This window comes from Facklamia miroungae (assembly GCF_012396555.1).
GTDB lineage: Bacteria > Bacillota > Bacilli > Lactobacillales > Aerococcaceae > Facklamia > Facklamia miroungae.
Genome location: NZ_JAAXPS010000012.1, coordinates 1 through 20,051, shown reverse-complemented (window position 1 = coordinate 20,051; position 20,051 = coordinate 1). Strand labels below are relative to the sequence as shown.

Annotated in this window: 14 protein-coding genes, 20 tRNA genes, 1 rRNA gene, 1 riboswitch and 1 other annotated feature; of the genes, 3 read left to right on the top strand and 32 right to left on the bottom strand. The window is 38.2% G+C overall.

Annotated features, from left to right (window positions below):
- Positions 1 to 55: 55 nt before the first annotated feature.
- The 7 genes from HF969_RS08865 to HF969_RS08835 all read right to left on the bottom strand — a co-directional run bounded on the left by HF969_RS08865 (position 56) and on the right by HF969_RS08835 (position 11,735).
- Positions 56 to 565, bottom strand: a complete 510-nt coding sequence (locus HF969_RS08865) for an HD domain-containing protein (protein WP_090290383.1) — start codon at positions 563 to 565, stop codon at positions 56 to 58.
- Between the two features lie 87 nt (positions 566 to 652).
- Positions 653 to 1,453 carry a TrmH family RNA methyltransferase gene (locus HF969_RS08860; protein WP_090290384.1) on the bottom strand — a complete coding sequence of 267 codons (801 nt, stop codon included), beginning with the start codon at positions 1,451 to 1,453 and terminating at the stop codon, positions 653 to 655.
- A gap of 102 nt (positions 1,454 to 1,555) precedes the next feature.
- The gene (gene pepV, locus HF969_RS08855; RefSeq protein ID WP_090290385.1) at positions 1,556 to 2,974 is read right to left on the bottom strand and encodes a dipeptidase PepV; all 1,419 of its coding nucleotides are present in this window, start codon (positions 2,972 to 2,974) and stop codon (positions 1,556 to 1,558) included.
- 128 nt (positions 2,975 to 3,102) lie between these two features.
- Positions 3,103 to 3,828, bottom strand: a complete 726-nt coding sequence (locus HF969_RS08850) for a pseudouridine synthase (protein WP_090290386.1) — start codon at positions 3,826 to 3,828, stop codon at positions 3,103 to 3,105.
- Positions 3,825 to 7,277: a polysaccharide biosynthesis protein gene (locus tag HF969_RS10145; RefSeq protein ID WP_090290387.1), complete on the bottom strand. Its 3,453-nt coding sequence runs from the start codon at positions 7,275 to 7,277 to the stop codon at positions 3,825 to 3,827. The genes HF969_RS08850 and HF969_RS10145 overlap by 4 nt, the downstream gene beginning before the upstream one ends.
- Before the next feature lie 78 nt (positions 7,278 to 7,355).
- Complete coding sequence (leuS, locus tag HF969_RS08840; protein WP_090290388.1) at positions 7,356 to 9,776, bottom strand: leucine--tRNA ligase; 2,421 nt, start codon at positions 9,774 to 9,776, stop codon at positions 7,356 to 7,358.
- 71 nt (positions 9,777 to 9,847) lie between these two features.
- Positions 9,848 to 10,057 (bottom strand) — a binding site (T-box leader).
- Positions 10,056 to 11,735 (bottom strand): LysM peptidoglycan-binding domain-containing protein, encoded by a 1,680-nt coding sequence (locus HF969_RS08835; RefSeq protein ID WP_090290389.1) that lies wholly within the window; start codon positions 11,733 to 11,735, stop codon positions 10,056 to 10,058. It overlaps the preceding feature by 2 nt.
- A gap of 279 nt (positions 11,736 to 12,014) precedes the next feature.
- Here HF969_RS08835 and HF969_RS08830 point away from each other — a divergent pair, with 279 nt between their 5' ends.
- On the top strand, positions 12,015 to 12,365 hold the full coding sequence (locus HF969_RS08830; protein ID WP_090290390.1) for a hypothetical protein: 351 nt from the start codon (positions 12,015 to 12,017) through the stop codon (positions 12,363 to 12,365).
- Positions 12,362 to 12,931 carry a tRNA 5-(aminomethyl)-2-thiouridylate-methyltransferase MnmM gene (gene mnmM / locus HF969_RS08825; RefSeq protein WP_090290391.1) on the top strand — a complete coding sequence of 190 codons (570 nt, stop codon included), beginning with the start codon at positions 12,362 to 12,364 and terminating at the stop codon, positions 12,929 to 12,931. The genes HF969_RS08830 and mnmM overlap by 4 nt, the downstream gene beginning before the upstream one ends.
- Before the next feature lie 45 nt (positions 12,932 to 12,976).
- Here mnmM and HF969_RS08820 read toward each other — a convergent pair whose 3' ends face one another.
- The 4 genes from HF969_RS08820 to metK all read right to left on the bottom strand — a co-directional run bounded on the left by HF969_RS08820 (position 12,977) and on the right by metK (position 16,975).
- Positions 12,977 to 14,152, bottom strand: coding sequence for a MalY/PatB family protein (locus HF969_RS08820; RefSeq protein ID WP_090290392.1), 1,176 nt, complete (start codon positions 14,150 to 14,152; stop codon positions 12,977 to 12,979).
- Positions 14,153 to 14,341: 189 nt separating this feature from the next.
- Positions 14,342 to 15,550: an FAD-dependent oxidoreductase gene (locus HF969_RS08815; protein ID WP_090290393.1), complete on the bottom strand. Its 1,209-nt coding sequence runs from the start codon at positions 15,548 to 15,550 to the stop codon at positions 14,342 to 14,344.
- A gap of 24 nt (positions 15,551 to 15,574) precedes the next feature.
- On the bottom strand, positions 15,575 to 15,700 hold the full coding sequence (locus HF969_RS09780; RefSeq protein ID WP_090290394.1) for an NADH peroxidase: 126 nt from the start codon (positions 15,698 to 15,700) through the stop codon (positions 15,575 to 15,577).
- Between the two features lie 84 nt (positions 15,701 to 15,784).
- Positions 15,785 to 16,975, bottom strand: a complete 1,191-nt coding sequence (gene metK, locus HF969_RS08810; RefSeq protein ID WP_090290395.1) for a methionine adenosyltransferase — start codon at positions 16,973 to 16,975, stop codon at positions 15,785 to 15,787.
- Positions 16,973 to 17,064, bottom strand: a riboswitch (SMK box riboswitch). (Overlaps the previous gene by 3 nt.)
- A gap of 66 nt (positions 17,065 to 17,130) precedes the next feature.
- Here metK and HF969_RS08805 point away from each other — a divergent pair.
- Positions 17,131 to 17,934 carry a hypothetical protein gene (locus HF969_RS08805; RefSeq protein ID WP_090290396.1) on the top strand — a complete coding sequence of 268 codons (804 nt, stop codon included), beginning with the start codon at positions 17,131 to 17,133 and terminating at the stop codon, positions 17,932 to 17,934.
- A gap of 92 nt (positions 17,935 to 18,026) precedes the next feature.
- Here HF969_RS08805 and HF969_RS08800 read toward each other — a convergent pair.
- From HF969_RS08800 to rrf, 21 genes are all read right to left on the bottom strand, one after another.
- Positions 18,027 to 18,097: transfer RNA gene (locus tag HF969_RS08800), tRNA-Gly, on the bottom strand.
- A 7-nt stretch (positions 18,098 to 18,104) separates the two neighbouring features.
- Positions 18,105 to 18,177: transfer RNA gene (locus HF969_RS08795), tRNA-Asp, on the bottom strand.
- Positions 18,178 to 18,189: 12 nt separating this feature from the next.
- Positions 18,190 to 18,262: transfer RNA gene (locus HF969_RS08790), tRNA-Met, on the bottom strand.
- Positions 18,263 to 18,274: 12 nt separating this feature from the next.
- Positions 18,275 to 18,364: transfer RNA gene (locus tag HF969_RS08785), tRNA-Ser, on the bottom strand.
- A gap of 11 nt (positions 18,365 to 18,375) precedes the next feature.
- Positions 18,376 to 18,447 (bottom strand) — tRNA-Glu (locus HF969_RS08780).
- 36 nt (positions 18,448 to 18,483) lie between these two features.
- Positions 18,484 to 18,573 (bottom strand) — tRNA-Ser (locus tag HF969_RS08775).
- 36 nt (positions 18,574 to 18,609) lie between these two features.
- Positions 18,610 to 18,683: transfer RNA gene (locus HF969_RS08770), tRNA-Ile, on the bottom strand.
- An 11-nt stretch (positions 18,684 to 18,694) separates the two neighbouring features.
- Positions 18,695 to 18,765: transfer RNA gene (locus tag HF969_RS08765), tRNA-Gly, on the bottom strand.
- 10 nt (positions 18,766 to 18,775) lie between these two features.
- Positions 18,776 to 18,865 (bottom strand) — tRNA-Ser (locus HF969_RS08760).
- 31 nt (positions 18,866 to 18,896) lie between these two features.
- A tRNA-Ile gene (locus HF969_RS08755) sits at positions 18,897 to 18,970 on the bottom strand.
- Positions 18,971 to 18,980: 10 nt separating this feature from the next.
- Positions 18,981 to 19,054 (bottom strand) — tRNA-Met (locus HF969_RS08750).
- Positions 19,055 to 19,060: 6 nt separating this feature from the next.
- Positions 19,061 to 19,133: transfer RNA gene (locus HF969_RS08745), tRNA-Ala, on the bottom strand.
- 20 nt (positions 19,134 to 19,153) lie between these two features.
- Positions 19,154 to 19,227 (bottom strand) — tRNA-Pro (locus HF969_RS08740).
- A gap of 11 nt (positions 19,228 to 19,238) precedes the next feature.
- A tRNA-Arg gene (locus HF969_RS08735) sits at positions 19,239 to 19,312 on the bottom strand.
- Between the two features lie 30 nt (positions 19,313 to 19,342).
- Positions 19,343 to 19,428: transfer RNA gene (locus HF969_RS08730), tRNA-Leu, on the bottom strand.
- Positions 19,429 to 19,457: 29 nt separating this feature from the next.
- Positions 19,458 to 19,529, bottom strand: a tRNA-Gly gene (locus tag HF969_RS08725).
- Positions 19,530 to 19,533: 4 nt separating this feature from the next.
- A tRNA-Thr gene (locus HF969_RS08720) sits at positions 19,534 to 19,606 on the bottom strand.
- Positions 19,607 to 19,657: 51 nt separating this feature from the next.
- Positions 19,658 to 19,739, bottom strand: a tRNA-Leu gene (locus HF969_RS08715).
- A gap of 34 nt (positions 19,740 to 19,773) precedes the next feature.
- A tRNA-Lys gene (locus HF969_RS08710) sits at positions 19,774 to 19,846 on the bottom strand.
- A gap of 5 nt (positions 19,847 to 19,851) precedes the next feature.
- Positions 19,852 to 19,924 (bottom strand) — tRNA-Val (locus tag HF969_RS08705).
- Positions 19,925 to 19,942: 18 nt separating this feature from the next.
- A 5S ribosomal RNA gene (gene rrf / locus HF969_RS08700) occupies positions 19,943 to 20,051 on the bottom strand; the annotation flags it as partial.

Sequence of the window (20,051 nt, the reverse complement as noted above, 5' to 3'; positions counted from 1 at the left end):
TAGCTTGTAAAGAGTTTTTCGTCAATATACCTCAACGAATAGAAAGAAACAATTGTTACTCACACAACTCGATCGTTTGCTTTTCTTTATAAAAAGAAGATTTAATCAAGTACTTTACTCCTTCAGCTAATTCACAAACAGCCGTTTGCTTATCCATTAAAGTTACGATTACTGATTCGCCATATCGTGGTATATCAAAAGTTGCACCACACATGTGCTTTAATATGATATCCTTTTCTTTATCTGATAGATCCGTTATTTCAAGGGCATTTTTTAAGGCAATACGCGGGTGTTCATAATTGTGTCCTTTACCCCCAACACCATCTTTCACACATACATCATAAAAAAACAAATCATGAAGCAGAGCCGCTCTAGCCGTGGCGATTGCATCTAGCTTAAAACGTTTAGCCCAAAGGTAAGACCGATATGAAACTGAAATAGAATGTGCTAAACGGTTAGTAAACTTATGATGAACAAATTTTTCTAAGGATTGAACTTTGTCATTTTCCATCAAATCCTTTACAATTGCTACATATTCTTGATTTTCTTGCCAAGCTAGTGCCATCTATCCACGTCCCTTCTTTATTCTAGAACTATTATAACCTTCAAATATGAACTTTATGTAAATTCTATGTAAAACTTTCATAAAGCATCAATGATTATTTGGTTCCCCTTGCCATTGTTTCCATGCAAACATCAAAATTCCAGCTGCTATAGATACATTAAGCGATTCAGCCTTGCCTGGCATGGGTATATAGACTGATTTTTCAGCCTCTTTCATCCAATAGGTCCCCACTCCTTGACCTTCATTGCCTAGGACTAAGACGCATTTACTCCCAATATGTTTTCGATAATCTTCAGCGTCCTGGTTGACTGCCGTACAGTAAATAGGTAATTTTGCTGTTTGGATCGCTTTTAATAACTGGTCATTAGAAGTTTCATAGATCGGTAGGTGCCATAAGGATCCTTGACTTGCTCTGATCACTTTATCATTATACAGATCGACACACCCTTCTGCTAAGAGTACGCCATCAAAGCCTGCTGCATCGGCAGTACGGATCATTGTTCCTAGATTGCCTGGATCTTGAATGCCATCACACAAAAGGTAGTGGCTACCTATAAGTTCTTTGTTAGAAAATTTATCGCTTTCTTTCTTGACGAGCGCCATTACTCCTTGTGTATGTTGCGTGAATGCTAAACTATCCATTACTTCATCACTTAAGATTAATATTTCCGTCGAGGATTGATTAATGGGGTCAATATCATTCACATGGCTTTCATAATAGCTTGATGTCACCAATACTACTTCAATTGATGCATGATAAGCTAGGGCTTCTTCGAGCAAATGTTCACCTTCAATTAAATACTTACCCGTTTTTTTTCGATTTTTTGCTAAGTGCAGTTTGCGATAGTCTTTGATTCTTTGATTTTGTTTTGATTGGATATATTCCACAGTTGTCTCACCCTTTTTCTTCATGAATTGAAGATTACTTGATTAAACAAAAAAAAGCAAACTTTCAAGAGGATTCCTCAAAAAAGTTTGCTAATTATATAATTAACGAGTTAAACGATAGATACATTCAGCATAAATTGCTGTTGCTCTCAATAAATCGTTCATAGCTAGGAACTCATTGGCTTGGTGCATCGTATCTATTGAATCTGGGAATAAAACGCCAAAAGATACTCCACGCTTCATTAGACGTCCATACGTTCCACCACCGATCGTCTTTTCGTAAACTTCATTGCCTGTTTGTTTAGCGTAAACATCTAATAATGTTTTTACCATTGGATCATCAGTTGAAAGATAATGCGGTTCTTTTGCTCCTGTCATCTCCAAATCAAAGCTTAGATCTGTAAGCTTGTCGGAAATTTGAGCTTGAATTTGGTCTTTATCTGTCCCTTTTGGATATCTAAAGTTGGCATCTACTAGACCACCTTTAGTATCATCAAAATTAATAATACCAACGTTCATTGATAAGGCACCCATAATATCATCAACAATCGCTACTCCAATTTTTTCGCCTTCAAAATCAACATGTAACTTATCGCCAACTAGAGCTAAGAAATCATTTGCTTCTTGCTTATCAAATTGATAATTATTTAAGAAAGATGCCAAATAAGTTCCTGCGTTATGGCCTTTCTCTGGTGTCGAACCGTGAGCTGCCTTACCTGTGATCTCAAAGCGTAATTGATTAGCTTCTTCAGTAACTTGACCCGAAACAGGTTGTTCTTCCAAATATTTCTGGAAATCAGCTTTTAATTTTTCTGATTGATCACTTACAACGGTAGCATAAGCTTCTTGAGGAACCATATTGGCTCGAAGTCCGGCTTGGAAATCAATTAACTTATTGCCAGCTTCCACTGCTTCTTTTGCTTCAAATTTGAATCGAGCGGACACATTTCCTTTTTCACCATTAATAATTGGGAATTGAGCATCGGGTGAAAAACCATAGTCAGGCATTTCAGCAACCTTAGCATAATGGTCCATACACATCCAACCCGACTCCTCATCCGTTCCAACAATTAAATGGATTTTCTGATTAAATTCCGCCCCTAATTCACGCAATAATTTAATCGCAAAGTAAGCACCAATTGTTGGACCTTTATCATCAGATGAACCCCGGGCATAAATGCGTCCTTCTTTAATAACAGGCTCGTAAGGATCGGTATCCCAACCAGTCCCTTCAGGAACTACATCCAAGTGACCCAATATTCCTAAGGTCGAATCACCTTCACCGATTTCGACACGCCCCACTAAAGGACCAAACTGTTTAGTTTCAAAACCGTCTTCTTGAGCCATCTTCAGAAATTCTTCCAAGGCTTTTTTAGGTCCTGGACCAACAGGAGCTTCTGGTGTTGCTAAATCATCTTCACGGACTGAACGAATACGAATCATTCGAAAAAGATCTGCTAATAAATCCTCTTGTCTTTTGGTAACTTCTTCGAGCCAGTTAATATTGTCTAAATTTGTCATTTTCTACCTCCGTAAAAATTCGAATTTTAAAATCATTCCGACTTCAGCCAAAGACTTCCATCAGATGAATCCGTTCCCATTATATCACACAATTTATGACAACCCCATATCCCTATTTTATATTTTAACTACTCATATCCATAAGGTATTAAAGCCTGTATTTCAGTTTGTGTAAGTTGACGATATGCGCCAATAGCTAACGTTTCATCTAAGTGAAGAGGCCCCATTGATAAGCGATGTAATTTCATTACCTCGAGCTGGCAGGCTTGAAACATTCTTTTCACTTGATGGTATTTCCCCTCACTAATAGAAACGCGGATCTTTGATCGTCCGTTTTCACTATCGATTTCATCAATAATTAATTGAGCGGGTTGACTAATAAAATCCCCCAAATCCAAGCCTTCTTGAAAGGTTTTAATCGTCTCTTTTGTTACTAGGCCTTGTATTAAGGCCTGGTAGGTTTTAACCACTTTCTTTTTGGGAGATGTCAATTGATGAGCTAATTGACCATTATTAGTAATTAACAAGAGACCCGTTGTATCTATATCCAATCGTCCGACCGGAAAGAGATCAAACCGATAGTCATCTGGGTGCAAGCAATCGATAACGGTTGAATAACGTGTATCCTCAGTAGCAGAAACTACACCTTTAGGTTTATTTAGAAGCCAATAAACAAATTTCTGATAAGAAACGGCTTGACCTTCAACTTCAACCCTATCTTTCTCTTCATCGACTTGAAAGTTTGGTTTCACAATTTGAACCCCATTGATTCTAACACTTCCAGCCGAAATCAAAGCCTTAACTTCTTTTCTAGAGCCAAAATTCATATGACTTAATAACTTATCTATTCTCATCGATGCATGCTCAATTTCTTTTGTAAATCGGCTTGATAGTCGCCAATAATGATTGGTAGCATACCAAACAGGGCCATGACACCGCCATAAATAATAATGGCAATCAAAACAACCAAAATAATTTGTACAAAGGTTAAGCCTCGACCAACGGGATCCATCATTTGATTAATTAAACGATTCCATCCATAGGTACCTATCGCCATTATTGTTGTAGCAATTACAATCCTTACAATATCACCGACAAAATAGCGATCGCGAATTTTAATTACTCGCCATATTTTCATCCACATAAGAACGGCTGAAACAGCAAAACCAAAGAAGGTTGCAAGCAAAGCACCATGTGCATGGAAAAGAGCGACCATTGGGAATTGCAAGATTAACTTAATAGCTAATCCTACTAATAAATAAGTGATTGCAAATCGACGGTAATCCATCGATTGAAGAATGGTTGCAAAAACAGTATATGCCCCCAATACAATTGCTGTAAATGAACCTGTGGCCAATAAACCTGGACCTGCAGCAATACCTGCCGGATAGAAGAAAGGATAAACGTTGTCGGCAATAATAGCCATTCCTATTGACGCAGGGAGCATAATAAAGGTAAATAAAAGAACAATATTTTTGATTAATTCGCTCGTTTTGTTAATATTTCCTTCTGCATATTTGCTTGATACAGCGGGAATGGAAGAAGCTGCAATAGCCACAGCAAACGACACAATAATCATGATTAATTTATTAACATCTAAACTCATTGCTCCGAACAATTCAGCAATTTCAGAGTTTAATAACACACTGGTTCTTACCAAAATCTGCTTAAAAGTATAAGTGTCAATATTTTGAGCAAAGATGATTCCGGATCCAAGTAAGATGAAAGGTATGGAATCACGTAACATGATTTTTAAACTATCCATAAAATCAATATCCATCTTATTTAACGATGTTTCTTTGACACTCTTCATTTTTTTATTATGGATCACATATGCACTAACTAAGAAAAGCAAGGCCATTAAAGCTCCAACAAAGGCCGCGAAAGTTGAATGAGCCACAGCTTCCGTAATCGATCCTTTATAAACCATCATAATTAAATAAGTAGCTCCTAAAATATAGAGGACTCGGATAATCTGCTCAAGCACTTCAGAAAGGGCTAATGGAATCATTTGACTATAACCTTGGAAGTAACCTTTAAACAAGCTTAAAGTTGGCAAAATTAAAAGAGCAGGCGCTAACGAACGAACGACAATAATTGCTGCTTCTTGATTGTCCGTTGGTGAATTGGCCACCAAAGTTGGAGCGATAAAATAAAAGATAGCGGCAATGATAATACCCGAGGTAGCCATTATGCCTAAAGAATACTTAAAGAGTTTATCGACCACTTTAAATTCTTTTTTGGTGCTATAAAAAGCTATTTGCTTAGCGACAGCTGCCGGAAAGCCAGCTACTGCGATCGATAAAAAGAAAACATATGGATTATATCCCACCGCATAGAGCGAGTTAGCCTGAGAATATTCAGCACCTAGCCAAGTTGCCCAAGGAATAATATATAAGGCTCCAATAATCCGTGAGAGAATTTGTCCCATCGATAGCCAAGCAGCTCCAGCCACAAACTTCGATTTATCCTGAGAATTGTATTGATCATTTAACTGTTGCTGAGTCATGTCTGCTTCCCTGAGATTAGAGTCCAACGTATCTTCAAGGATGGCATCTGTTAAAATAGGAGCTTCATAGGAAGCTGTTTTCTGAGAAATTCCCTCGGCAATTGCTTCATCTTCAGTTAAACTAATGTTTTCTACTGTTTCTTTTATATAATTATTTTCATTTTCATCATTGACTTCCAAGGCTTGATCAACACTTCGCTTCAAGACAGAATGATCAGTATGATCAAAAGCTAAATTAGCTTCCTTCTCTTGATTATCGATTCCCTCAATCTGAGCTGGTCCTTCATGATTCTCAGCAAGATCTTGTGTATTATCTTGCCGATCTTGAACGGTTTGAAGCATTTGACTCGTTGACTGTTTAGTTTTTTCCATTAATCTTGAAGAGTTTTTTGCAAGTTTAGCCCAAGCATTTTTAGAACCAATCTTAACCTTATCTATGAAAGTTGGTTCTTTGCTTGTTGTTGCATCATCTTTTAGATAATGATCTTCTGGTAAAATATCCCAAGCTAAAGCTTCTAACTCTTCCTCATCATACATTTTAGTTTGTGATGGTTTTTTTGAGTCATAGGTAATTTCTTCTGAGTGTGATTCTTCTGGATTTGAATGGTCCTTTTCTTTGGAAGAGCTTGTCTCAATACTAGCTGTGCTTAAGTTTTCTTCTGCTTCCATAGTAAATACCTTGGGATCCGCTTCTTGCGTTTGTTCAGTCTTTTCTATTTCATCATTCGTTTCTAGGGGCTGATCAGCTTGAGAACTTACAAAAATTTGTGGACTAAGCGGTTTGCTATTAGAAATCAGATCTTGATTTTCATGTCCTAGACTGTTTTCTTCTCCAACTGTTTCCTTTTCTTCTTCCGATGAACAAGATTTTTCTTGCACTTGACCATCCTTTTCATCAAACTCAAGGTCCTTATTTTCTTCTGATACGCTTTCTTCAGCTAAAGAACTTTTATCGGACTCAAAATGGTCTTCATCATTCTTTTCTGATTTATAAGCGTTCCCATCAGAATTAAGAGGCTCGACTTCAAAAGTATTCGAACAATCTTCAGCTTGATATGGTTCTTCACCCTTATGATCTGAAAAAGTATCTGATTCAAAATCATCACGCGTTGAAAAGACCGTTTGAAAAACTCTTTGAAAGAAACCAGGACGAACATTGGCCACCCGTTTATTGCGATGCTCTTCACGCAAGCTCTCTTTAATTGACCGGTACTGAAACGGATTTTCATCTTCATTACTTTCTGAACTTTGTTGTTCAAAATCATGACGGTAGAATATATCTGGATCAAGTTCTAACTCTAGCGTTTCTTTTAAATGGTCAGCGGGATCTTTAAAATCAAGATCTTCTTGATTGATCTTTAGAATGTCATCTTTGCGTGTTCGACTATCTAAAGAGAAAGCTTCAATCTCATCTTCACCAGCATCTAGCTTACTCACTTCAAGTTGATCCTCAGGCTTCTTTTTTTCCAATTCCTTTACTTCTCGATCTGTTTCTTCTGATGCCTGAAGAAATTCAGATGAAAGCTCTTGTTCTTCACTCATCTTAGAATTTATTAACAAGTCCCTGTCATCATCGACTGGATTGTTTGGTTCTTGCTCTTTTGGTTCAATCTCAAAATCTTGTTTAGTCTTCTCTTCACCTTTAATCTCACGATCAAAATAATCTGAGTCCATTATACGAGGATTAGGCTGTCTTAATTTTTTAAGATCTTCTTCCGTAAATTCCAGTGTATCAAAACGGTCGTAATCATTTTTAAAGCCATGATTCTTCTTATCAAATTGATTATCAGACACTTTCTACACCCCTTTTATTGATATTTCGTATTCAATATAGCATTCTTTGCCTTTAAATACGATGATTTACTAATTTAACTAATTAGCTACTATATTAACTAATCGATTAGGAATGGCTATGATCTTACGGACTGCTTTTCCTTGGAGTTCTTTCTGAATAGTTTCTTCTGCGAGCGCCCTTTTCTCCATCGCTTCTTTTTCTAGATCGATAGGGATCTCAAGTCTAGCCTTGAGCTTGCCATTAATTTGGATAACTATTTCTACGACGTCATCTTTGATCAGTGACTCATCGTATTCTGGCCATTTCACTTCAGAAATAGATTCTTCATGCCCTAATTTTTGCCATAGTTCTTCCATTAAATGAGGTGCAATTGGAGCTAATAATTGAACAAATCCTTCGGCATATTTTTTAGGTAATCGTTCGGCCCCTTTTGCTTCATTTAAGAAAATCATTAATTGTGAAATGGCCGTATTGAAATGTAATTGGTCATAATCTTCTGTCACTTTTTTAACTGTCTGATGGTAAACCTTTGTCAAGTGATCATCTTCTATCTCTTGAATAGTTGGATTTAAGTTGTCTGTATTTTCTTCAACAAACAAGCGCCAAACACGATCTAAGAAACGCCTTGATCCTTCTAATCCATTTTCTGACCAAGCAATTGATGCATCTAAAGGCCCCATAAACATTTCATAAACCCTAAGTGTATCCGCTCCATATTCATTAACGACATCATCAGGGTTCACAACATTGCCTTTCGATTTAGACATCTTTTCGTTGTTTTCGCCTAAAATCATGCCCTGATTATAAAGCTTTTGAAAAGGTTCTTTGGTTGGTACAATACCCAAATCATAAAGGAATTTATGCCAGAAACGTGCATATAGTAAATGTAACACTGCATGTTCGGCACCACCAATATATAAATCAACATTTTGCCATTTATCTAAAGCCGCTTGCGAAGCAATGACTTGTGAATTTTGGGGATCCATATAACGTAAGAAGTACCATGAAGAACCTGCCCATTGTGGCATGGTATTTGTTTCCCTTCTCCCTTTCAAACCTGTTTTAGGATCTACAACTTCTAGCCAATCTTTAACATTGGCTAATGGAGACTCACCGGTTCCTGAAGGCTTAATCCGATCTGTTTTAGGTAAAAGAAGTGGTAAGTCTTCTTCGGCGATGGCAGTACTTCTTCCATCTTCCCAATGAATGACTGGAATAGGCTCTCCCCAGTATCTTTGTCTTGAGAAAACCCAATCTCTTAAACGGAAATTAATTTTTCTTTCACCTTTGTTATTGGCTTCTAACCATTCAATCATCTTTTGATTAGCAGCCTCAATATTTAGGCCATTTAAAAACTGAGAATTAATATGCATTCCATCTTCAACATAAGCCTGTTTAGCAATTCCTGCTTCCGATTGAATGACTTCATATCGTGGTAAATCGTATTTTTCTGAAAATTCATAGTCTCTTTGATCATGTGCCGGAACTGCCATTACTGCGCCTGTACCATATGAAACTAACACATAGTCCGCAATCCAAATTGGAATTTCTTTACCTGTTACTGGATGGATAGCATAAGAGCCAGTGAATACACCTGTCTTATCCTTGGCTAATTCTGTTCGGTCTAAATCCGATTTAATCGCTGCTGCAGCAATATAACTTTGAACTTCAACTTCTTGTTTAGGAGTTGTTAGTTTCTTAACCAGATCGTGTTCAGGCGCTAGAACGATATATGACAAGCCAAATAACGTATCCGGGCGAGTGGTATAGGTCGTAATTTTAGCTTGACGGTCTTTAACTTGAAAATCAATTAAGGCTCCTTCTGAACGACCAATCCAATTTCTTTGCATTTCTTTAACAGATTCTGGCCAATCAAGTTCTTCCAAATCATCGAGTAAACGTTGAGCATATTCGGTAATTTTAAGTACCCATTGCTTCATTGGCCGACGCACTACAGGATGTCCTCCACGTTCTGATACTCCATCCACAATTTCTTCATTTGCTAAAACGGTTCCTAATGCTTCGCACCAATTCACCATAACATCCGCTTGATAAGCTAATCCTTTTTCGTATAATTTGGTGAAAATCCATTGGGTCCATTTATAATAAGATGGGTCAGTAGTTGAGAACTCTCTGTCCCAATCGTATGAAAATCCTAAAGATTTTATTTGGCGTTTGAAGTTTGCAATGTTTCGAGCGGTGAATTCAGCCGGATCGTTTCCTGTATCTAAGGCATACTGTTCCGCAGGTAAACCAAAAGCATCCCATCCCATTGGATGAAGCACATCAAACCCCTGCGCTCGCTTCATTCTAGCCATGATGTCTGTCGCTGTATAACCTTCTGGATGTCCGACATGTAAGCCTTGACCCGATGGATAAGGAAACATGTCTAGCACATAGTACTTTTCTCTTCCTGGTCGATCTTTAGTCTTAAACGTTTCATGTTGCTCCCAATAGTTCTGCCATTTTTTTTCAATTATTCGATGTTGATAGGTCATTTTTATTTCCTCCACTTGACTTATTAGTTATAAAAACAAAAAAGCCCTAAGAAGTCATCAAAAAGACAACCTCATAGGGCGCTATAGCGCGGTACCACCTATTATTTCATTAGCGATTGGCTAATGCTCTATGCTTTAACGCAGCAAACGTCTCAAGTTAACACTATTTAAGCTTAGCTCGAGCATTGAAAGGAAGAGTTCGATTATTTTCCATCACTTACTCTCACCGTGTGTAAGCTCTCTTTAGATGGGCCATAATTTACTAGGTCCTTTATTTTTTTAGAAATTAATAACTTGTCCAATATAGATATTTGTGCCACCATTTTTTTCAATTAAATCATAAACATTTAAACCATTACGCAGTGCAATTGCATAAAGTGTATCATTCGCTTTGACAACATATGATCCACTTGCAACAGGCGCATCATTTGTAGTCGTTTGTGGTGTTTCATTGATCTTCTCAGTTACTACCGGTGCAGAAACTGATTCAGATTTTTCTTGCTGTGGAACTTCTACCTTTGGTGCTTGCTGAGTGTTTGATACAGTAACTGATTGGTTACTTGCACCATTACTTGAAACATTCAACTTTTGTCCTGGTAGTATTAAACTGTTTGCAGTTAAGTTATTTGCGCTTAATAAACTTGCTAGTGTCATACCATGGCGGTTAGCAATCGCCCAAAGAGAGTCTCCTACTTTAATCGTATAATTACCAGTCGTTTGTGAATAAGTAGGGTCTTGAGCAGTTTGAGTATTTGCCTGACTTCCTTTTGAAACAGAAGGAGTTTCTTTGTCAACTACTGGATGAGAACTAACTTCTACATTTCCGGTAGGTATTCTTAATTGTTGATTAGGATGGATCACAGTATTAAGCTGAATTCCATTAGCTATTAGTAAATCTTGGATACTAATACCATGTTTGCTTGCAATGGCATATAAAGAATCGCCTGCTTTAATCGTATAATTACCTTTACTTGTCGAAAGTTTTTGAACAGACACAGGGGTATTTTCAACCGGTGCATTAACTATTGGTTTAGTTAGATTAATACTAGATTGGGCTTGACCTGGAATTTTAAGCACTTGATTCGGATGGATCATGGAATTGATTGATAATCCGTTAGCTTTTAATAAATCATCTAATTTAACACCGTTTTCATTAGCGATCTTATATAATCCGTCTCCTGGTTGCACGGTGTAGCTACCTTTTGATGAAACGCCATACGATACAGTTCTAGACTGATTAGTAGATGATTCAACTTTTTTATCGGTAACTCCGCTTGATTGAGAAGTTGATGGTGCCAAAGTGTTTTTAGGCCCATCGAATTGATCTAACTGATAAGTGCTAATCAATTGATCAAGTTTTCCACCATAACGCGTATCTGTTGCATAACGTCCTGTTAAGTGTTTAGTAGCATCTTGATAAGAAGTGGTGTTAGATTTTAAAGCTCCTTGATAGAAATTTTTCCTCCATGCTGAACCTTCTCCAGTTAATACTCTCGCATAATCTAATAATGAATCAGCATAAGAGTCATATTTTCTAAAGCTGTCTTTGATTTGATAGTATGACCCAGTCCCATCATCTTCTAAAGTGTCCATCTCAACACGGTTATCATTCTTGCTAGCCTTAATACCGAAAAGATTATAATTAGGCGCTTGAGCAAGGGTTGAACTTCCCCAACCAGACTCTAATGCTGCTTGAGCAATCATTACAGATGCATATAAATCATTTTTAGCAGCAATCTCTTTTGCCGATTGACCAATTTGATTAATAAATTCTTGTGGCGAGAATTTCTTTTGAGATTTCTGAGCATGAACAATGGCATTTTCAGATTGTACTTGTGTTAGCACACTCGTTGACAGTAGCATCGCACCAACATTGACATTGGTGAAGATTTTTTTAAATAGTTTGCGTCGTTGGATTTTTTGTTGTTGACGCATTCTCTGATTTCGCTGTTGAATCATCCTTCAGCCTCCAAATTATAGATATTTCCCTACGGATACACACTGTATTATATTTCATCTTGAACAGAAAAGGGGGATTTATGGGCACTTTTATTAGACTCTTAATATAAGTAACAAAAATGAAATATTTGTATTGTTTTTTATCTGCTTTTATTTGATATAAATAGCTAGTATAGTATTAATTAAAGACCCATTTTATACAGAGGAGATATCTATTTGAAATTCCATCTAAAATTTATAACCCTAAGCCTAATTATTCTGCTTTCAGGATGTACTATAATGAATAAGAATCGACTTGAAAACCATAAATGGCAAACTAAGTTAAATGAAGCACTAATCTATCAAGTTGTTTTCGAGGATGAGGTGGCTTTCTTCCAATTGAATGAAGAGAACTTTTTAGAAAAAGCTCAGCAGAACTTAAAGCCAACCAGTCTTGAAGTTAGCGATTTATTAACGGAACATAAAGAGCAATTAAATTTTACAGCCCGCTATCATATAGAAGGCAATCATATAAATTTGATCCAATCGATTCATACAGCAAAACAATATGAAATAAGTTTTGAAGGTCCAAAAGTTACCCTAATCTCAGCTGACGGTAGTGAAATTGTTTTAGAAAGAGTGAAACGATGAAAAATGCTTTACAAAACAGTCATGATGCTTTAGCAGAATTAATTGAAACGTTCCCTGAAGGAATTTATATTGATGCTACAGTTGGAAAAGGCAAGGATACTCGCTTTATAATCACTCAACCATTCTTTAAAGGAAAAGTCTATGGATTTGATATCCAAAGACAAGCAATTGAATTAGCACAAGAAACTTTGGCAGATCTACCAAGAGAAGCTTTCTATCTATTCAACACTGGGCATGAGCGTTTTGATCAGGTGTTGAGCCATAAGCGTGTTCCCCAAATCCATGGCGCAATCTTCAACCTAGGATACTTGCCTGGTACCCCGCATCAGGTTACCACTCAAGCACATTCCACCATTCAAGCAGTAGAAAAAATAGCCAAACGCTTAATTGCTGGAGGGAAAATATTTATTGTTGTATATTCTGGACATCCAGAAGGAGCGATCGAGAAGGAGCAGTTATTAAAGTATCTAAGCACCTGGCCGCAAGAAGTATTTTCCATATCTAGACTTGACTTTATAAATCAAATAAATCATCCTCCACTATTAATTACTATAGAAAAGAAATAAGAAGCAACCTTTTTAAATGGTTGCTTCTTTATTTTATAAAATCTTTTATTTTATGTTCTCTAGAGCTTTAATAAAACGTTCAATACTTTCTTTAACTACATCCTTTGGCAGTGCTAAATGAATCCGTATATACCCTTCTCCACACGAACCAAACATTAAACCGTTATTTATATATATATGGTGTGATTCCAATAATTCAATAATTTCATCGCATTCCATGTTAAGTGGTGTTAAATCTAGCCATAACAAGTAGGATGCTTCCATAGGAGTTACTACAATTCCTGGTAATTTTGCTTCAATCATTGATTTAGCCATTTGATAATTTTCTTCAATAAGTTCAACTAGCTCTTCTTTCCAATCTAAGCAATTATTGTAGGCATGCTTACAAGCATACAAACCTAAAGCTGGAACAGAAATAAGATTCATTTTTTCAGCAGTTTCAATGTATTGTTGGCGCCATTCAGGATTAGGAATAAAAATGTTGGAAGTTTGAAGACCCGCTAGATTAAAAGTTTTAGAGGGTGCTGTTGCAACAATTACATGTTGAGCAATATCATCAGACAAATTAGCAAAAACATGATGCTTGTAGTTTTTATGAGCTAAATCAAAATGGATCTCATCTGAAAATAAATATAGATTATTGTTTCGACAGATTTCTGCAACTTTTTCTAATTCTTCCTTCTTCCATACTCTACCCACTGGATTGTGTGGGCTACAAAAGATCATTGCCTTAGCGTCTTTTGCTGCTAATTCTAAAGCTTCAAAATCAATTGTATAATAACCATCTGTGTTTATGAGATCGACCGCAATTTTTTTACGGTCGTGATTGTCAATGGCTGCTGAAAAAGGACCATAAACGGGTTCTAAAACAATGATCCCGTCTCCTTCTTTTGTAAAGGCATTAACAAAAACATTAATTGCAGGAACGACACCTGGTGCAGTGACTAACCAATCTTCTTGAACTTCCCATTGATGCTGATCCTTCATCCACTTCTTAACAGCATCATAGTAGGCTTGGTTCGGAATCGTATAACCTAAAATTAGTTCGTCTAAGTCTTTTTTTAAGCCTTCAATAATACCCGGCGCCATTGGAAAGTCGAGGTCTGCCACTGAAAGCGGAGCAATTCCCTCAGGTATATTTTCACCAGATTCTCGCATTAATAACCATTTTCTTGACCCTTGTTGTGTGCGATCCACGCACGTTTTAAAATCATAAGCCATTCGTTTGCCTCCTAGATATGCTAAATTTTAACCTTTATAATCTTATCTTACACAATTTAACCGCTTTCTTCAATGTAATATCGTTTATTAAGAGAACTATTAAAGAAATCTAATTTTTCAAGCCTATCTCATTTTGACCAAACTAAAAAACTAGCACAAGCTTTGCTTGTGCTAGTCACAAATTTAAGTTTAAAATAATAGTTTATCGGCTCCACCAACTGTATTTCCTAAAGCTTCGATGGCTAGAACATTTAAGTAATGCCATGGGCGGTCATAATTTGGTTGGAAGAAGAAGTCTAATAGTGCGAGCTGTTCTAATGTATATTTAGCATTGATTGCTGTAGAAAGAACATTGATTGAATCAGCTACATCGAACTTCGATACTAATTGGCCACCTAAAATAACATGACTTTCTTCATCATAGAAAATCGTCATATGAACTGTACCTGGCTTACGCATGAAATCAGGGTATACTTTTTCTTCAACATACTTCCACGCTACTTCACCTTCATACAAATCAGCATTATTAAGTGAAAGCCCTGTTGAAGCAATGGTATAATCAAAATATCTTAAAGCAGATGTTCCTGACACTCTAGGCATCTTAAACTTAGTTCCTGAGGCATTCAAAGCAGCAACAATTCCTTGTCTTCTTGCTAAAGTAGCAAGTCCAATATTGGTTTTGTCATCAGTTGGTGCGAATGGAACATAAGTCGCATCGCCCCCTGCGTAAACATCTTTGGCAGAAGTTTCAAGATACTCATTGGTTTGGATAAAACCAGCTTCATTGATCTCTAGTGTACCTTTCAACCAATCAGTAGCTGGTTTAACACCAACAGCTACGACAACAGTATCTGCCGGATATTCTCCCTTATCTGTAACCACCGCTTTAACTTTATTGCCTTCTCCTAAAAGCTTTTGAACAGCCTCTCCGCCCTTGAAATGTAAACCTTTTTCAGCCCCATGCGCTTCAAGTAGGCTCGAGATATCTTTATCTAAGTAAGCTGGTAAAATGCGGTCTTCCATATCAATTACAGTTACATTAATTCCTGCTTCAGCATAAGCAGTCGCCACTTCAATACCAATATAACCTGATCCGATCACTACTAAATTCTCAGTTTCTTTCATTCGGTCGTATACCGCTTGAGTATCTTCAGGTCCTCTAAAGGTATGAACATTTTCAAGATTAACTCCTTCAAAAGGTGGAACGGGTGCAAAACCACCGGGACTTAATAACAACTTGTCATACGACTCTTGATATTCGCCTTCTTCAGTTTTAACCGTTACAGTTTTTTGATCAGGATTTAATCCAACGACTTGGCTAGCCGGATGGATATTGATCCCTTGTTCACGGTAAGAAGCGTTATTAGCAAAATGTAACTCCGATAATTCTTTAGAAATACCTTCCAGGTAAGATTGAGAACCTCAACCCATAAAAGAAGATTCTTCTCCTGCTTCGAATAAATGAATTTCAGCTTCTGGTTCACGTTTTAGTAGAGTCTGAACAGATTCATAACCAAAATGTGATGTACCAACAACAACATACTTCATATTGATCCCTCCGAATTTATTATTTGTAATAGTTCTAACTAAGGACATCGTACTAAAAATAATAAAGAAGTACAACTTATTAGCTTACATCATCAAAGATTTTAATTCTTCCGCTTTATCCGTCCGCTCCCATGTGAATCCAGCTTCTTCTCTACCAAAATGTCCATAGGCGGCTGTTTGAGCAAAAATTGGCTGTCTTAAATCTAACATATCGATAATACCCTTCGGTGTGAGATTAAATACTTGTCGGATGGCCTTAACAATTGCCGCATCAGAATAATTGGAGCTTTCAAAGGTATTCACACTCACTGAGACAGGTTGAGCTACACCGATGGCATAAGCTAATTGAATTTCTATCTTTTTTGCAATTCCAGCAGCAACAATATTTTTAGCTATATATCTCGCTGCATAACAAGCTGATCGGTCAACTTTAGTCGCGTCCTTACCTGAAAAAGCTCCTCCACCATGACGCGCATAGCCTCCATATGTATCGACTATAATCTTACGTCCTGTTAGACCTGCATCTCCTTTTGGCCCCCCAATGGTAAATCGACCAGTTGGATTAATGTAAATTTTTGTTTGATCGTCTAGAAGATTTTCAGAAAGAGTTGGTTTAATTACTTGGTTTAAAATATCTTCCCTTAATTGTCCTAAACTAACTTCTTCACTATGCTGAGTTGAAACCACAACTGCTTCAAGACGAACAGGTTGATCGTTCTCATCATATTCGACCGTCACTTGTGCCTTACCGTCTGGTCTCAAATAGTCTAATTGGCCTGATTTTCGTACCTCGGTCAGCCTGCGCGTCAATTTATGCGCCAGCGAAATTGGTAATGGCATTAGCTCGGGTGTTTCATCACATGCGTAACCAAACATTAAGCCTTGATCGCCTGCTCCAATTTCCTGTTCACTGGCTTGATCTGATCTCGTTTCAATTGCAGAATCCACACCTAAGGCTATATCTGCAGACTGCTCATCAAGTGAAACGATGATAGCTAAATTTTCAGCATCAAAGCCAAACTTTCCCCGGTTATATCCAATTTCGTCCACTTTTTGACGAACAATTTTTTGAATATCCACATAGGCACTGGTAGTTACTTCTCCTAAAACCATCACTAAACCTGTGTTAACAGCCGTCTCACAAGCTACCCTAGCCATCGGATCTTGCTCAAGAATGGCATCCAAAATTGAATCAGAAATTTGATCCGCAATTTTGTCTGGATGGCCTTCCGTCACTGACTCTGAAGTGAATAATCTTTTCTCTAAAACTTTCATTTAACTTCCCCCATTTTATTATTTGGTTACAAGGCAAATTCATAATCTTTAACTATGAACCCTATCGGGAACTTTTGGTTGTAACGTTTTAAATTATACCTTAGAATACAAATAGAAACAATTTCAAATAGAAAATCCTCTTGAAAGGAAATAAAATGAATACAATTAATAATATACTTAAGCATCCTCTCATGCAGTTAGTTGGTTATCCCTTATCATGGATAGGATTCGGATTAGTTACAGCAATCTTTTCTGGCAAAAAAGTGGACTGGTTAGATCTTATTCTCTTAGTCATTATTGTGATATTAAGTCACTTGGTCAATCACTACAATTTCTATCATCATATCCAAAGAGATCCTAAAGCAAATTCCCCTATTTTATACTATCTGTTATTAGCCGGCTTAATTGCTAGTTCACTTTTCTTTATGAGTCATCAGCATTATATTATCAATGTTCTATTAGGTATTTTTGTGATTGTTACAGCGATTCAATACCAGTTTATACCTCTGGTGCGGACGATTTATCATAGTCTTTTAAATATTTATTTTACGGGCTTTCTTTTAAATGTCATTGCATATTATTCACAAGCCAATACACTGACTAATAAAGAATTAATATCCTTTATTCCAATAGTAGTTTTAATGACTGGCTTAGAAATTAATCAACAATATCTTAAAGGCACCTTTAACCTTAACTTTACTAAAAAATATATCCCCATCAAGATTACCTATATTGTCTTTTTTCTATTTATTGTGGCAACTTGCATTGGTGTTTATACCTCTCTACCCAGTCAGTCCTACTATTTATTACAAATCCTATTCTTTTGCATCACATTTACAACTGCATTACCAAGCTTAATACCTGTGAGAAAGAACCATAGGATTCAGAACAAACTGAATTATCAAGGCGCTTTAAGTTTAATATTTATTATTTTTTATAGTTTAAGTTATCTTTTCTAAGAATCATGTTAAAACAAAAACCCTCAATCTAGCATTTTAAATAGATGAGGGTTATTTATTTATATAAAAAAAAAGACTCGATGAGTCTGGTAAGCGGGTGAGGAGAATCGAACTCCCGACAACAGCTTGGAAGGCTGTAGTTTTACCACTAAACTACACCCGCATAAAAACGGTCCGGACGGGATTTGAACCCGCGATCTCCTGCGTGACAGGCAAGCATGTTAACCCCTACACCACCGGACCAGTATTAAAAAATTGCGGGGGTAGGATTCGAACCTACGACCTTCGGGTTATGAGCCCGACGAGATGCCAGCTTCTCCACCCCGCGATAATATTAAAAAGGAGGATGTGGGATTCGAACCCACGCGCGCTTTTACACGCCTGACGGTTTTCAAGACCGTTCCCTTCAGCCGGACTTGGGTAATCCTCCATAAATTGTAATGACCCGTACGGGATTCGAACCCGTGTTACCGCCGTGAAAGGGCGGTGTCTTAACCGCTTGACCAACGGGCCAATTTAAATTAACTCATTGGCAAGTATATAGAATAACGGAGAAGGAGGGATTTGAACCCTCGCGCCGGTATAAACCGACCTACACCCTTAGCAGGGGCGCCTCTTCAGCCACTTGAGTACTTCCCCATGTGCCAATTCTTAGGTAACAATTTTATATTGTTATGGGCCTGAGTGGACTCGAACCACCGACCTCACCCTTATCAGGGGTGCGCTCTAACCAGCTGAGCTACAGGCCCATTATCAATAAAGCGGGTGAGGAGAATCGAACTCCCGACAACAGCTTGGAAGGCTGTGGTTTTACCACTAAACTACACCCGCAAGTTTCCAAAGGAGGATGTGGGATTCGAACCCACGCGCGCTTTTACACGCCTGACGGTTTTCAAGACCGTTCCCTTCAGCCGAACTTGGGTAATCCTCCGTTAACCAATGGCAAAATCCATAACTTATAATGGACCTTGTAGGACTCGAACCTACGACCACCCCGTTATGAGCGGGGAGCTCTAACCACCTGAGCTAAAGGTCCGGCCTTAAAATAGCGGCGAAGGGGATCGAACCCATGACCTCCCGGGTATGAACCGGACGCTCTAGCCAGCTGAGCTACACCGCCAAAAGATGGAGAATAGCGGGATCGAACCGCTGACCTCCTGCGTGCAAAGCAGGCGCTCTCCCAGCTGAGCTAATCCCCCATATTAGAGAATAAAACAAATCGGGAAGACAGGATTCGAACCTGCGACCCCTTGGTCCCAAACCAAGTGCTCTACCAAGCTGAGCTACTTCCCGTTTTACTCTAATACACCCGGCAGGATTCGAACCTGCAACCGCCTGATTCGTAGTCAGGTACTCTATCCAGTTGAGCCACGGGTGCAACATATTTTATTATTCACTAGAAGTGAAATGCCGAGGGCCGGAGTCGAACCGGCACGGTGATCACTCACCGCAGGATTTTAAGTCCTGTGCGTCTGCCAATTCCGCCACCCCGGCTTATTAAAAGCCTAAATGTATCTTGGCAAAGCGGAAGACGGGGTTCGAACCCGCGACCCCCACCTTGGCAAGGTGGTGTTCTACCACTGAACTACTTCCGCAAAATGCCGGCTAAAGGACTTGAACCCTCGACCCTCTGATTACAAATCAGATGCTCTACCAACTGAGCTAAGCCGGCGTTATTAACTAATATTATTAAATTATATGTTATATCAATCAATAATGCAAGTGCGGGTGAAGGGACTTGAACCCCCACGCCCGAAGGCGCCAGATCCTAAATCTGGTGCGTCTGCCAATTCCGCCACACCCGCAAGTAAAATTCCGCGATGTTCCCATTTTGGAATATGACCCGTGCAGGATTCGAACCTGCGACCCACTGATTAAAAGTCAGTTGCTCTACCGACTGAGCTAACGAGTCAAGAGTGGGGAATGACGGGCTCGAACCGCCGACATCCTGCTTGTAAGGCAGACGCTCTCCCAGCTGAGCTAATTCCCCATAACTTTGATATGACACGCGTGGCAACGTCCTACTCTCACAGGGTCAAAGACCCAACTACCATCGGCGCTAAGAAGCTTAACTGCTGTGTTCGGCATGGGAACAGGTGTGTCCTTCTTGCCATCAT

Bases quoted from the DNA above. Each gene is read 5' to 3' on its own strand.
- HF969_RS08850 (WP_090290386.1), bottom strand. From the start codon at position 3,828: ATGAGAATAGATAAGTTATTAAGTCATATGAATTTTGGCTCTAGAAAA.
- HF969_RS09780 (WP_090290394.1), bottom strand. From the start codon at position 15,700: ATGAAGTATGTTGTTGTTGGTACATCACATTTTGGTTATGAATCTGTT.
- HF969_RS08820 (WP_090290392.1), bottom strand. From the start codon at position 14,152: ATGGCTTATGATTTTAAAACGTGCGTGGATCGCACACAACAAGGGTCA.
- HF969_RS08865 (WP_090290383.1), bottom strand. From the start codon at position 565: ATGGCACTAGCTTGGCAAGAAAATCAAGAATATGTAGCAATTGTAAAG.
- pepV (WP_090290385.1), bottom strand. From the start codon at position 2,974: ATGACAAATTTAGACAATATTAACTGGCTCGAAGAAGTTACCAAAAGA.
- metK (WP_090290395.1), bottom strand. From the start codon at position 16,975: ATGAAAGTTTTAGAGAAAAGATTATTCACTTCAGAGTCAGTGACGGAA.
- mnmM (WP_090290391.1), top strand. From the start codon at position 12,362: ATGAAAAATGCTTTACAAAACAGTCATGATGCTTTAGCAGAATTAATT.
- leuS (WP_090290388.1), bottom strand. From the start codon at position 9,776: ATGACCTATCAACATCGAATAATTGAAAAAAAATGGCAGAACTATTGG.
- HF969_RS08835 (WP_090290389.1), bottom strand. From the start codon at position 11,735: ATGATTCAACAGCGAAATCAGAGAATGCGTCAACAACAAAAAATCCAA.
- HF969_RS08805 (WP_090290396.1), top strand. From the start codon at position 17,131: ATGAATACAATTAATAATATACTTAAGCATCCTCTCATGCAGTTAGTT.
- HF969_RS08830 (WP_090290390.1), top strand. From the start codon at position 12,015: ATGAATAAGAATCGACTTGAAAACCATAAATGGCAAACTAAGTTAAAT.